Source organism: Sphingobacteriaceae bacterium, assembly GCA_002319075.1.
Lineage (GTDB): Bacteria > Bacteroidota > Bacteroidia > B-17B0 > Aurantibacillaceae > Aurantibacillus.
In genome coordinates this window covers 3,306,818-3,319,541 of sequence record NVQB01000001.1, presented here as the reverse complement: position 1 = coordinate 3,319,541, position 12,724 = coordinate 3,306,818, and the positions used below count along the sequence as shown (strand labels likewise).

The window sequence follows — 12,724 nt, the reverse complement described above, 5'->3', positions numbered from 1 at the left end:
ATTTAAACCAAGGACTTATTTGCAAAATGTATTTTAGATAGTACATTCGTTAGCGAAATGAGATCAGGTTATTTAAGCAGTCGTAAATTTATTATTGGTGGATTTTTCAGCCTGATCATAGTTATTTATGTTTCGCGACTTTTCTATATACAACTGGTAGACGACAACTATAAGATCTACGCTAACAATAACGCTTTTCAGTACATAACAGAATATCCTCCACGTGGCTGCGTGTATGACCGTAATGGAAAACTAATGGTTTATAATGAGGAAGCTTATGACCTTATGGTGACGCCGAAACTTGTAAAAGGCTGCGACACTAACGCGCTATGCAAAGTTCTTAAAATAGATAAGCAAGAATTTTTAAACCGAATTAAGAAGGCGGGCCAGGCTCCTAACTCTCCGCGTAAACAGAGTGTGTTTGAAAAACAAATGTCACCGGAAATTTACGCCGCGGTGCTTGAAAAACTCTATCGTTTGAAAGGATTTTACGTACAGGGGCGAACCGTTAGAAAATACTCTAAACCCATTGCGGCGCATCTTTTGGGATATGTAAAGGAAGTTGGCAAAGAAAAAATCCTGCAGGATGATTATTATCGCGAAGGCGATTACATAGGTATTAGCGGGCTTGAAAGAAGTTATGAAGCCCAGCTGCGGGGCAAAAAAGGTACACGCATTATTATCAAAGATGTGCACAACAAAGAAATAGGACGTTATATGGATGGTAAATTCGATACCAGTGCCATAAGCGGCAAACCCTTGTATTCAAGCATCGACATGAATTTGCAGGAGTATGGGGAGTATTTGATGCAAGGTAAAAAAGGGGCTATTGTTGCCATCGATCCTGCAACGGGAGAAATTCTCTGTCTTGTCTCCAGTCCAAGCTACGATCCCAATTTATTAGTTGGTGGAAAAGAAAGCTCTAAAAATTACACGCTGCTGCGATCTGATTCTGTATTAATGCCACTTTTCAACCGGGCACTTACAGCCATGTATCCGCCAGGTTCTACTTTCAAATTAATAGATGCACTTATAGCCCAACACGATGGACTGATTAACCGGTCTACTTTTTTTCCTTGTCACAGCGGGTATCCCCTGGGTGGCGGCAAACCAAAATGTCATTCACACGGCGGCGGCGCTGATCTTGTAAACAGTGTAGCAATGTCCTGCAATTCTTATTATAGTTACGTATTCAGAGCCATAGTAGACCAGAAAAAATATCCTGAATTTGTTGATGGGTATAATCACTGGCGCGACATGGTTAAAACTTTTGGTCCGGGCACCAGTCTTGGTTCAGATCTTCCTTTCGATAAACCAGGGAATGTTCCTTCTGTAAATTATTACAATAAAGTTTTTGGTAAAAATCATTGGAGAAGTAACACCGTAGTATCGTTAGGAATTGGTCAATCGGAACTTTTACTTGTTCCGTTACAGATGGCTAATGTAGTTGCTATTATTGCCAATAAGGGATATTATTACATTCCGCATTGCATAAATGGTATTGGTAAAGAAAAGTTTTTGGATCCAAAATTCAGGGAAAAACACTTTGTTGCGGTACAAAAAGAAGAATACTACGACAATGTTATTGACGGTATGGAAAAAACGATGGAGCCCGGTGGCACAGCTCCCGGCGCTAAGATAAAAGGCATTCGGATGTGCGGAAAAACAGGAACAGCTCAAAATCCGCATGGAAACGATCATGCGGTTTTTCAGGCTTTTGCACCCAGAGAACAACCAAAAATTGCCATCGCCTGTATTGTTGAAAATGCCGGAACAGGCGGATCATTTGCGGCGCCTATTGTAAGCCTGATGATTGAAAAATATCTAAGCGGAAACATTACCCGTGCCGACTACGAAAAAAGTGTTTTAAAAGTAAACCTCATCGACAAGAGTTATTTGGCGCAAAAAAAATAGATCCGGCCTTTCTGACCGGATCTATCAAGCTGTGTGAGCTAACTTATTTTAATTTGCAGAAACAACTTCCTCAGGAATGCTTTTATCTAAAATGTGGAGTACAAATCTATTTTCTGTTTTTTCGTCCACATTAAACTGGTAAGCGCCGGTATTTTTAAGATTAAATATTTTACCATTTAATTTATCCTCAATGAATACTTCGCTGGTAGCAGGAATTTTTAAACCAGCATCTTTCTTAAAAGCAAAAGAACCCTTTGTATCAAAATCGATATTTACCGTTGTTAAACGACTGGCTGAAGCAGGAATTCCGGTGATGATAATATTTCTGGTTTCTGTAGAAGGAGTAAATTTGGCAACCTGCACATTGGGGCGGGCAGATGTTACAACGTACTGAACTTTATTTGGATTTTCGTAACGTTGAGGAGGAACAACTCCTTTTACCTGTGCCAATGATAAAGATTGTAATCCTACGATGTAAATTAATGTGGTTAAGATTTTCATACTATTGAGTTTTATGTGTTGTTAAATGAGTTCTTAGTTGATTCAAAATTACTGCTGTTTGGTATGCTTTATTTAACTATTGAAGCTCCCTTGTTTCACATGTAAGATTTTTGTGTTTTTGGTAATCTTATCTGGTGAGGGAAGAAACAGCATATTTATTAAGATCCTTATCTATGTGTAGCATGAACCGGTGGGCTACGCGGCGATTTACATTGAATGTATAGGATTCTGATTTTTTAAGATCAAATACTTTTCCTGTCAGCATGTCCTCTATATATACATCACGATCGGGATAAAGTTTTATGTCGGCACTTTTAACAAAGGTGTAAGAGCCTGTTGTTGCAAAATCTATTGTAATTTCGGTGAGCGTCTGGTTAACGGGCGGCAATTCCACTATAGCAATTTGCTCACACCTGGCCGGAAAACCTGTAATATCCTTTAAAGTTTTAGAACCTTCTACATACCCAAGTGTACAGGTATTCGAAACTTCTAATTTGTGATTGAGAGAGGCAACTGATTCATTTTGTGCGAAGCCGGAGCTTGTAAAACAGGCTATGGCTACAATGGTAATAAGATTTTTCATTTCTTTCTTTTTTAATGTTATGAATGGGAGGCTTATCTGAAGTTAAAATTACTGCAGTTTGAAACCTGCTTTTTTACTTTTGGGCCTGACTTATTTCAGATGTAAGATTTTTAGAGAATTGGGAGAAGTTACCGACCAATGCAGGAAATGAAAAAAGCCAAAAGACACTAGGTCTTTTGGCTTCTGAAGGCTTAGAAAGAATCTTTAAACCGGATTTTTTCCCTGAATAACTCTGATAAGTATCGCTATAATAGCTATCACTAAAAGAATATGAATGATTCCGCCTGTGTGGAATCCCAGAAATCCGATTGCCCAGATTACCACAAGAATTACTGCGATTGTATAAAGTAAATTTCCCATAATTATTTTGTTTTTTTTTGTTGTTATTAATTGTTGAATTGTAATTTTAATAGAAGCGATAGCCAATGGTTGCCTGTGCCCAAACATTTTTATAACGAGGCGTGTAAGATGATCCATCGCCACGGTTAGCCCGAAGATCCCAACCATAACGTCCTGAAAGTACGACATGCCTTATATTGATATCAAAACCCAGGAGAGTTCCGAAAATGTTTTTACGAATATTGTCATTTGAAAATTCCTGACTTTGGGCAATGGTGTTTGTTCCGTTAGTAAAAGCGTCACGTTGCGACAGTAAATAAGAGTATTGAACGCCCCCTAACAAAGTGAAAAAACGCGTAGGTTTTAATTGTAATTGTAGAGGAATATCCAGAAAAGTACTTGTTCTCTCAAGAAAATACTGATCCCCGTACATCGTACCGCGCGAACTAAATCCTTTTTGAGAAATTAGCAGTTCTGGCTGAATGCCAATAAAACTACCAATAGGTAAGGCAACAAAAACGCCGCCGGCAAAACCTGTTTTTTTATTTGCCACAAAGTTTTCACCTTGCTCGTCATAAACATTTGAACGGTTAATCCCAGCTCTGATTCCCGGTACAACACGCCTTTTTGCATCTCTTGAATTTCGCTGTTCTGCTTGTTGTTGTGAAAAACTTAAAACATAGGATAATCCAAACAGCAGTGTCAAAATTATTTTTCCTTTTTTCATTCTTTGATATCTTGTTCATTTCCTCTATCGCAAATTGCATACCACAGCCATTCTGGGCTTTTAATCACACGCCCCGGCATCTGAGCGATTTAACCGGCTTATAACGGGGAATAAACACATCACCTGGAAAACAGGTGGGATTAAAAGGCTGGCATAACATTATAAGCTATCAATGAAAACTATGATATGAGAGACACATTCAAAATAAATCTTGCGGGATCAGTAATAAACTACGAAGACTCCCAAAAACAAACGCTTCCCGTAATTTTTATACACGGATTTCCATTTTCAAAAGAAAGCTGGCGCCCACAGTTCGAATTTTTAAAAGAAACCCACCGGGTGATTATTTATGACTTACCCGGGTTTGGCGGATCGACCACGGATACAGAAGAAACAAGTATCTCTTTTTTTGCAGACAACCTCATTCACTTTATGGATGCTTTGCAAATTGAGAAAGCAGTTGTTTGCGGACTCTCTATGGGAGGCTACATTCTTTTAAATGCCGTAGAACGTTACCAGGATCGGTTTGAAGCCATTATTTTAAGCGACACCCAATGTGTTGCAGATACAGACGAAGGCGCAAAAAAAAGGTATGACACCATAAAAGAAATAGAAGCAAAAGGCCTGAATGAATTTACCGAAGGATTTGTAAAAAAAGCTTTCTCAAAAGAAACTCAGGCTAAAAAAGCAGAATTGGTAGAAAGTATCAAACAAGTTATTTTATCTAACCCACAAAAATCTATTACAGCAGCATTAAAGGCTATGGCTGGAAGAAAAGAAACCTGTTCTGGGCTGGAAAACATTTCCCTTCCTACTTTAATTCTTTGTGGAGAAGAGGATGAACTGACACCGGTAGCACAATCTCAAAAATTATTTGATGCCATGCCGAATGCAGAGATTCATATCATTGCCAGCGCGGGACATTTATCCAACCTTGAGCAGGAAGAAGTTTTTAACGATCACCTTCATAATTTTATTTCGGACATTATTTTATAACAGGGAACCACGTTGCCTTATAATGTAACATGTGACTTGCCGGTGTGTAAATTGCGACTGCCTGGAGTTTTGGAATAAAGGTTTAACAGCCTATTAAGCTAAGTTTATATTCTCGTTAACAATTCGACGAAACCCTTATAATACCAGTTGTATAAGGGTTTTCGGCAAATGTAAAAGTCTTGCGTAAATGGGTTTTATTGTTAATTTTACACTATGAACTCTCCAGCAATAAATCTTCTTCTTGCAGATGACGATTCGGACGATTGCCTTTTTTTCAGGGAAGCGCTGGACGAGTTACCTTTAGATATTCTTTTTAGCAGTGTGCATGATGGAGAACAGTTAATGAGTTTTCTGAGTAAAAACACCCAACATCTTCCCTCTATATTATTTTTAGATCTTAACATGCCCCGGAAAAACGGCTTTGAGTGTCTGACAGAAATTAAAAACGATGCAGAACTTAAAAAACTTCCGGTAGTTGTTTTTTCAACCTCTTTTGACCCCGAAACCATAAATAGTCTCTACGAAAACGGAGCGCATTATTACATCAGGAAACCGGCCGAATTTTCAAAACTTAAAAAAGTGATAAATGATGCTATTTATCTCTCTACAGAAAAAAATGCCAAGCAGCCTTCTAAAGAAAACTTTATCATTCAAGCATAATCCTTATCTATGAGAGGTGACCTTTCAGAACAAAATAAATCTCTTCCAAAAGGAGGTGGAGAAATGGGGGAGCTCACCCGTAAGAAGGACTGGAGTAAAACATCTTTGGGTAGTCCTGCATCATGGCCGCAAAGTCTTCTCACTTCCTTGGGAATTATTATTCAATCTAAATTTCCAATGTTTATTTTTTGGGGTACGGATAATATTTGTTTTTATAATGATGCTTATCGTCCGAGTTTAGGCATAGAAGGTAAGCACCCAGCTGCTCTTGGAAAGCCAGGCATAGAGGTGTGGCCGGAAATATGGGAGGTGATAAAACCGTTTATTGACAACGCAATTAATACGGGTGAAGGAACCTGGAGGGAAGATCAGCTTATTCCGATTTACCGCAATGGCAGACTTGAAGATGTTTACTGGACCTTCAGTTATAGCCCGATAAATGATGAATCGGGAAACCCGGGCGGGGTGCTTGTTGCCTGTACAGAAACAACCGAAAAAGTACGCGTACTCAAAGAAGTTAAGGAAAAACAAGAACAGTTAAATTTTGCATTAGATGCAGCAAGTCTCGCTACCTGGGACCTTGACCCTGTTACAAATAAATTTACAGGAAACGCACGTATAAAAGAATGGTTTGGTCTAAAACCTGAAAATGAGATTGAACTGTCGCTGGCCTTAAACCATATTGTTGAAAGAGACCGCCAAAAAGTTGTTGATGCCATCCAGACGGCTTTAATGCCAGGATCTGATGGAAAATACGAGATCTCTTACAGTATTATGAATCCCTTTTATGGGTCGGAACGGAAAGTTTTGGCCAAGGGCAAAGCGCTGTTTAACGATAATAAAGCTTATCGCTTCAGTGGCATTCTTGAAGATATAACCTCTCAAACCAAAGCACGCGAGAAACTAGAAACCAGCGAAAAACACTTTAGAAATATTGTTGAACAGGCACCCATTGGAATATCTATTTTTCGTGGTCCTGAATTTTTCGTGGAGATGGCTAACGCAACTTACCTGAACGTGGTAAGAAAAAAAGAGCATGAGTTTGTTGGCAAAACTCTATTTGAAGCCCTGCCAGAGGTTCGCGATATTGTGCGCCCCCTACTGAAAAATGTATATAAAACCGGCATCCCTTATTATGGAAATGAATTTCCAATTACATTAAACAGAAATAATATACCCGAGCTCACCTATTTTAATTTTGTTTATTATCCATTAACAGAAGAGCATGGTACCATCACGGGAATTATTGTAGTAGCTAACGAAGTAACGGAATCGGTAAAGGCGAAGCATGCACTTGCGGAAAGCGAACGGCAATTCAGAAAGCTTGTTATGCAATCTCCAGTTCCTATGGCAATTTTCAGGGGGAAGGACTATGTTATAGAAATGGCAAATACAGCCATGATTGAATTGATGTGGAGAAAAAAACCAGATGAAGTTTTTGGCAAGAAAGCTTTGGAGGTTTTCCCTGAATTAATAGAACAAAAGTACCCTGAACTATTGAACAAGGTTTATAGCAGTGGTATAATTCATCGTGAAACAGAATCTGTTGCATTTGTTCAGGGCAATGATGGACTGAAGAAGTTTTACCTGGACTTTGAGTACGCTCCATTATTTGAAGCTGAGGGCAATGTTTCCGGCATTATGATAACGGTTAACAATGTGACGGAAAAAGTAGAAGCCCGCCAGAAAGTAGAAGAGAGCGAAATAAGATTCAAACATATTGCCGATAGTGCTCCTGTACTCATCTGGATGTCGGACGTAACCAACTACTGTTATTTCTTTAATAAAGCCTGGCTAACGTTTACCGGAAGAACGGTTGCAGAAGAAAGCGGAACAGGCTGGACAAGCGGTATTCATACTGAAGACCGTGAGCGGTGTAATTCTGCTTTTCTTTCAGCCTTTAGCAAACGGGAAGCATTTTATATAGAATACCGTTTGAGACGACACGACGGAGAATACAGGTGGATCTCAGACTCTGGAGTTCCAAGATTTATCGGCGAAGAATTTATGGGTTACATAGGAGCCTGTATGGACATTCACGAGCGTGTTATTTCTGGTGAACATCTTAAATACAATGAGGAACGTTTAAGCATTGTTGTAGCTGCGAGTGATCTTGCTACCTGGGAATTGAATGTTCAGACTTCGGAAGTAAGTTACTCAGAACGCTACCTTGAAATTTTAGGATTTAAACAAGGCGCTAAAATCACACATTCCGAAATTTTGCAGCGACTCCATCCCGATGATTTACCCATTCGCACAGAAGCATTCAAAGAAGCCTATCGTAGTGGGGCACTGCAATATATTTCACGCATTATCTGGAGCGACGGCTCGATTCACTGGATTGAAGGGAGGGGGAAGGTTTTTTATGATAATGAGCATAAACCTTTCAAACTCATTGGAACCCTTCGCGACATTACCGAAGAAAAAAAATACCAGCAGCAGCTTGAGGAGCGCGAACAGAAATTCCGCCTGCTCGCAGATTCTATGCCTCAACATATATGGACTTCTGATCCGGAAGGAAATCTGAATTATTTTAACCGATCTGTTTACGATTATTCGGGTTTAAGTGCCGAAGAAGTTGCAACAAATGGCTGGCTTCAAATTGTACATCCCGATGACAGGCAAAAAAACATACTGCTTTGGGCCAAAGCCATCGACAATGGCGATGACTTTTTATTGGAGCATCGTTTTAAAAGACATGATGGGATATACCGCTGGCAGCTAAGCAGAGCCATTCCTCAAAAGAACAGCGAGGGAGTTATTCAAATGTGGGTAGGCACCAGTACAGATATCCAGGATCAAAAAGATTTTTCAGGTGAGTTAGAAAAACAAATACAGGAGCGCACGTCGGAACTTGAAGAAAAAAACCGCGATCTCGAAAAAATGAATGCAGAGTTGCAGTCCTTTGCCTATGTATCAAGCCACGATTTGCAGGAACCCCTTCGCAAGATACAAACCTTTGCCGGGAGGATTCTTGAAAAAGAATACGAACACCTTTCTGAAAGTGGCAAAGATTATTTTAAAAGAATGCAGGATGCTGCAAAACGCATGCAGACTCTGATTGAAGATTTATTGGCTTACTCACGCACCAATACAACAGAAAAGATTTTCAAAACACTTCCTCTCCATGAAATTGTTAAAGAAGTTCAGCAAGATCTTAGAGAATTAATTTCAGAAACAGCTACAGTGATTGAAGTGGGAAAAATGACAGAAGCTCATGTTATTCCTTTTCAATTCAGACAACTTTTACATAATCTGATAGGCAACTCTATAAAGTTTGCAAAATCAGGCGTTACAAGCCACATTAAAATCGAAAGTAAAACGGTTGAAGGAACAAAAATCACTCTTCCGGGAATTTTGCCTCATCTTAACTACTGCCAACTAAGTTTGTCTGATAATGGGATTGGCTTTGACCCACAATACAAGGAAAGAATCTTTGAAGTCTTTCAGCGTTTGCACTCAAAAAGCGACTATAAAGGCACTGGAATTGGCTTAGCTATCGTAAAGAAAATTGTAGATAACCATAACGGTATTATTACCGCAACAGCGGAGATAAACAAGGGTGCCCGGTTTGACATTTACATTCCTTCCTATTAAGTAAGCGAGCCCATGTTTCTTAAGAACCTTGTAAGTACTGGCAGTTTTTTTTCGCACAAATGCCTGAACGTCTAAAAGAAAGGCTCGGCTGGACGCTATTAAAAACGCCGGCCCGCCATTTTTAACTATGCTCCCCGCTTTCTGAGATTTTTTCACACTCACGTTTGAACACTTTGATGTTTCGCTTAAACTAGTTACGAATTCATTCAAATTACTGAACTAAAACCTCGTGGCACAGAATTTCCATGATTATTATCCTATTCACAAATTAAAATTTAAAAAAATGAAAAAAGTAATTTTTATTTTATTTCTGGCCATGTTAGGGATAAATAAGTTAAGTGCTCAAACCAAAATGGTAGTGAGCGATAAAAAAGGGTGGCATAAAATAGGTGAAACCACCGTGGATTTCACAAAAGAGCGTGACGAGATTACCGTTATTGGCGCTGACAGATTTGCTGCCTTAATTTTCAGAGTAGAAGATGCTCCCATTAATATAATGGACATTGAAATCTTTTATGAAAGTGGAGACAACCAAAAAGTAAGTGTTAATTTTCCTGTGAAGGCCCCGGGACAAACGAAAGAAATAGACATTAAGGGAGGAGAACGCGCTATCAAAAAAATTGTTTTTGTTTATAAAACAATCTCTAATAAGAAAGACGAAAAAGCTCATGTAGAAATTTACGGGCTTAAGACAAATGTCGACAAAAAATAAATTGAACTCTGTAAACAATAGGCTGTCAGTGAATCTGGCGGCCTTTTTGTTTTTATTTAACAGACAAATATTGCCCAGTTATTGAGGAAGAATGTTCACACTTAAAAGATATGTCGTTGGAAACCACGGTATATAAGGCATGGCATGATTTTATTAAATACTATGAGATAAAAAAACGTAATACACTAATTCTAAAAATTAATCAAAAATGAAAAAAAATCTATTCAATTTAAAAACAACAGCATTCGCAGTGGGAATTTTCTTCACTACACTGGCTAGCGCGCAATTTACGGCGGTAACTTCAGGCGACTGGAGCAATTCTGCAACATGGGGTGGAACAGCACCAAGTCCAACAGTTTCCAATCAAAACATCACCATTCCAGCTAATATCACTGTTAATTTAGACGCAGATGTAACTTTCAGCGGCTTGTTAAACACTTTTGCTGTGAACGGAATGCTAACAAACACTACAAACAATGGTGTTCACATGACTTCTGGAAATTTTACAGGAACGGGTACTGTAAGTATCGGAAAAATGACTTTCAGCTTATTAGGCGCCATTACTTATGCAGGAACTATGAATGTAAAGCACCTTGCTAATTTTATATCAGGTAGTTCTACTCTTGCATTTGCTTCTGTAGCTAACATTAGTGATACACTTGAATTAGAAAGTGGAAACTTAGGTTTAAATACAAACGGAAATTTAACAATGGCAGCCGGCTCAACTGTAAAAGTTAGAAACGGAGCTTTGGTTATTAACTCTGGTGTATTTAATTCAGGAAACGCTTACAATGTGATGTATTTAGGATCTTCTAAAACGGCAGGTGTTGAATTAAATTCTGCAACCGTTCAAAATATCTATTTAAACATGTCAAGCAATACACAAAGTGTAACTCTTGCTAACAACACCACGGTAAATGGAAATCTTAATTTATCAAATGGTACATTAAAAATTAACAATAACAAGCTTACTCTAAAAGGAGATATTTTAATTTCTTCAGGAGCTATGATTTCAAGTACTAGTTCTTCAAGCCTGATTGTTGAAGGAACTGGTTCTACTACTAACTTTTTAAGATTCACTACTGGTTCTTCTCTTGATGCATTAACCATCAACCGCACTTCAACAGGTGTTGTTAAATTAGGAACTGATTTGCAAGTTACTTCAAACCTTTACCTTATGGAAGGTAACTTAAGCCTTGAACTAGGTGGTAATTTAATGGCAGGAGCAAATTCTACCATTCATGTACAAAAAGGAACTTTATCCGCTAACTCGGGTACATTTACCGGTTCATCGGCTTACAATGTTGAATATGCAGGAACAAGCGACATCACTTCTGGGATCGAACTTTCGGGTTCTTCTTTAAATCAACTTATGGTGAATTTTACAGGTGCATCCAATAAAGTTATGCTTGCTTCTAATACAACAGTTAACAGTACATTGTACTTAACAAGTGGTAAACTTGATCTTAACGGGAAGGTTCTTACTTTAAGCGCTTTAACTGCTACTTCAGCTAACGGTACATTTATTGGAAGTGCTACATCTGAACTTAATTTAAACCTAACTGCTGCGGGACAAAACACGCTGTATTTTGATAATGCATCAACAAGCAACCAAACACTTAAAAAGTTAGTTATTAATATTGGTGGCACCACCAACATCGTTCTTGGAACAAAACTGTTTATTAATAATGAATTACAATTTACAAAAGGAAAATTAGAATTAGGAAATGGTGATTTAGAAATTATGCCATCTGCTTCTATCACTGGATATGATGATACTAAATACATTGTAACTTCTGATAACGGTTCTGGTGTTTTGATTCAAAATGTAACTTCTGCAGGTGCTTATGTAACTTTCCCTGTAGGTTTAACAGCAGCATATTCTCCAGCTTATGTACAACAAACTGCAACTGGTACTACAGGTAACTTTAGCGTTAAAGCTCAAAGCATGTACAATGCAAGCCTTAAAGCAGTAGACAGACAATGGTTTGTTGAAGGTGCTGGTGTAACTACAGTAAATGCTAATTTAAAATTTGGTTGGAAAGCAACATCAGAATTAAACGCTTTCGATAGAACTAATGCATTTGTTAGTCACTACACTTCAGGTGCATGGGATGTGACTGCATCTTCAAGCGCTACTGCAGGTGTTAATGGAACTTTTGAATTATCAAGAATGGGTTTAACTTCATTAAGTCCGTTTGCCGTAGTTGAAAACGGACAAACTGTAGGTATTAAAGAAGTTGCAAAATTAACTGGCATCGAATTATATCCTAACCCATCTAAAGATGTGTTGAATATTAAAGTTGCAAGTTCAACAGACGAATACCAATTTGAGTTAATTGATGTAACTGGAAGAACTCTTCTTACAACTATCACTACAAATTCAGTAAATAAATTTGATGTTTCTTCTTTAGGTGCTGGTTGTTACTTTGTAAAAATTACCAACATCACTGAAAATAAAACAACAACTAAACGTTTTGTAAAACAGTAATTAATTAAGATCTGCTTTACTATAAAAAGGTCTTCCGGAAACGGAGGACCTTTTTCTTGCTATATATTTTTAAAGGTGGATTAATCGTGGTTACCTGATGATCACAATTGTAAATCTTTCACCAGTGAAGTACCTGTAATCTTGGTTGGCTTTCTCTCTTTTTAAAAGTTAAGGGTATACCATTAACAGGAGTTACTGCATTCT

General features: G+C 38.2%; 10 protein-coding genes. 6 read left to right on the top strand and 4 right to left on the bottom strand.

All coding sequences use genetic code 11. The annotated features are described in order from the left end of the window. The first annotated feature begins 57 nt into the window (after positions 1–57). The gene (locus tag CNR22_14365) at positions 58–1,914 is read left to right on the top strand and encodes a hypothetical protein (GenBank protein ID PBQ32907.1); all 1,857 of its coding nucleotides are present in this window, start codon (positions 58–60) and stop codon (positions 1,912–1,914) included. A gap of 48 nt (positions 1,915–1,962) precedes the next feature. Here CNR22_14365 and CNR22_14360 read toward each other — a convergent pair whose 3' ends face one another. The 4 genes from CNR22_14360 to CNR22_14345 all read right to left on the bottom strand — a co-directional run bounded on the left by CNR22_14360 (position 1,963) and on the right by CNR22_14345 (position 4,064). Continuing rightward, positions 1,963–2,415: a hypothetical protein gene (locus CNR22_14360; protein PBQ32906.1), complete on the bottom strand. Its 453-nt coding sequence runs from the start codon at positions 2,413–2,415 to the stop codon at positions 1,963–1,965. Positions 2,416–2,542: 127 nt separating this feature from the next. Further along, on the bottom strand, positions 2,543–2,998 hold the full coding sequence (locus CNR22_14355; GenBank protein PBQ32905.1) for a hypothetical protein: 456 nt from the start codon (positions 2,996–2,998) through the stop codon (positions 2,543–2,545). A gap of 204 nt (positions 2,999–3,202) precedes the next feature. Next, positions 3,203–3,424 carry a hypothetical protein gene (locus CNR22_14350; GenBank protein ID PBQ32904.1) on the bottom strand — a complete coding sequence of 74 codons (222 nt, stop codon included), beginning with the start codon at positions 3,422–3,424 and terminating at the stop codon, positions 3,203–3,205. Further along, positions 3,405–4,064: a hypothetical protein gene (locus CNR22_14345; GenBank protein PBQ32903.1), complete on the bottom strand. Its 660-nt coding sequence runs from the start codon at positions 4,062–4,064 to the stop codon at positions 3,405–3,407. Before CNR22_14345 ends, CNR22_14350 begins: the two co-directional genes overlap by 20 nt. A gap of 186 nt (positions 4,065–4,250) precedes the next feature. Here CNR22_14345 and CNR22_14340 point away from each other — a divergent pair, with 186 nt between their 5' ends. From CNR22_14340 to CNR22_14320, 5 genes are all read left to right on the top strand, one after another. Further along, positions 4,251–5,060, top strand: coding sequence for an alpha/beta hydrolase (locus CNR22_14340; GenBank protein PBQ32902.1), 810 nt, complete (start codon positions 4,251–4,253; stop codon positions 5,058–5,060). A gap of 213 nt (positions 5,061–5,273) precedes the next feature. After that, positions 5,274–5,720, top strand: coding sequence for a response regulator (locus CNR22_14335; protein PBQ32901.1), 447 nt, complete (start codon positions 5,274–5,276; stop codon positions 5,718–5,720). A gap of 9 nt (positions 5,721–5,729) precedes the next feature. Then, positions 5,730–9,317 (top strand): hypothetical protein, encoded by a 3,588-nt coding sequence (locus CNR22_14330; protein ID PBQ32900.1) that lies wholly within the window; start codon positions 5,730–5,732, stop codon positions 9,315–9,317. Between the two features lie 229 nt (positions 9,318–9,546). After that, positions 9,547–10,029, top strand: coding sequence for a hypothetical protein (locus CNR22_14325; GenBank protein ID PBQ32899.1), 483 nt, complete (start codon positions 9,547–9,549; stop codon positions 10,027–10,029). A 208-nt stretch (positions 10,030–10,237) separates the two neighbouring features. Then, positions 10,238–12,520: a hypothetical protein gene (locus tag CNR22_14320; GenBank protein PBQ32898.1), complete on the top strand. Its 2,283-nt coding sequence runs from the start codon at positions 10,238–10,240 to the stop codon at positions 12,518–12,520. Positions 12,521–12,724: the final 204 nt, after the last annotated feature.